At 59.4% G+C, this 1,214-nt stretch carries 1 protein-coding gene; it reads right to left on the bottom strand.

Translation table 11 applies throughout. From position 1 onward, the window contains the following. Positions 1 to 6 precede the first annotated feature (6 nt). A complete protein-coding gene (locus AruPA_RS21665) occupies positions 7 to 1,116 on the bottom strand; it encodes an ISAs1 family transposase (RefSeq protein ID WP_265638796.1) in 1,110 nt (369 codons plus the stop codon). Between the last annotated feature and the right edge of the window lie 98 nt (positions 1,117 to 1,214).

Genomic DNA, 1,214 nt, shown 5'->3' with positions numbered 1-1,214 from the left:
GCAGGGCTATCGCATTTGGGTTGAACTGAATGCGGCGAGCAGTTTGGTCAGGAAGGCATCGTTCCAACCGGCCTTTTTGAGTTTGCCTTTCATCGATCCTTTGGAGCCTTCGAGCTTGGCGAGATTGAGGGCCAGGCGTCGCAGCATGGCGATGTTTTCAGGCCCGTGATCCTTGCGGTTTCTGGCCTGATCCTCGTTCATGGTCACATCGAGAACCCAATGCAGGCCGTTTTCCACGCCCCAATGTGCCCGTGCCACTTCGCCGAAGCGCGCGGCGCTGAGCGCTGTGCTGAGCAGGTAATAGCTGGTCTCGGTTGTTACTTTGGTGCCCATCTCGCGGGTGCGGACGATCTGGCCGATGGCAGTCAGGCCCGGCCAGACGTGCAACTCCTGCAACCAGCCGATATCGGTGCAAACCAGGCTGATCCGCGTTTCGATGCGCCCGTGATCGTTCTCGACGGTGCAGTGAGTGGCGCAGTCCTGGCGCTGCGGGTCGGACAGGAAGCGGCGGACGTCGTCGTGCAGGCTGCCCTGATTGCCTTTCAGCGCCAGCACGTAATCCGCCCCCTGCTCGACCACCTTAGCGGCGATCGTGCGCTGGCAGTTCAAAGCGTCGGCGGTGACGACGCAACCTTTTAAAGACAGCAATTCCAATAACTTGGGTACCGCGGTGATCTCGTTTGATTTCTCGTCCACGGCCAACTGGCCCAGCAGCAGACGCTGACCCACCGACCAGGCATGCAGCATGTGCAGCGGCGATTGCCCCGAAGCGCGGTCGAACGAGCGGCGCAGGGTCTTGCCGTCGATTGCCACGACGCCTTCGAGCGTGTCGGCAAAACGCTGCATGAAGCGGGTAAAGCAGGCGGAGAACGTCTTGGGATTGAGCAGCCGGAACACCCGGCTGAAGGTGTCATGGCTCGGAATGCCATGCGCGAGGGTGAGAAACTGCCGAAGGAACGGCTCCTTGGCTTGCCCAAACAACGTCATGTCCGAACAATCCTCGCCGCCGCACAGCATGGTGCATAACGCGATCATCAAAATCTCATGCAAATTATGGCGGGCATTGTCCCGTCGCGGATCGACGACCTCGGCAAAGCAGGCGATAAAATTTTCCATCGGGCACCTCAGAGATGAATCCCATCCTTGGAATCCATCATCACGTCCGCCGCAACCTCACCTGCTCAATCCACCGAAATCCAAATGCGAATCCCCTG

The organism is Acidiphilium sp. PA (assembly GCF_026191915.1).
GTDB lineage: Bacteria > Pseudomonadota > Alphaproteobacteria > Acetobacterales > Acetobacteraceae > Acidiphilium.
Note: the sequence above shows the minus strand (reverse complement) of the source record. Positions and strands in the feature narration are given on the sequence as shown.

What these genes read in the sequence shown, in the direction of transcription:
- AruPA_RS21665 (WP_265638796.1), bottom strand. Translation starts at nt 1,116, where the DNA reads ATGGAAAATTTTATCGCCTGCTTTGCCGAGGTCGTCGATCCGCGACGG.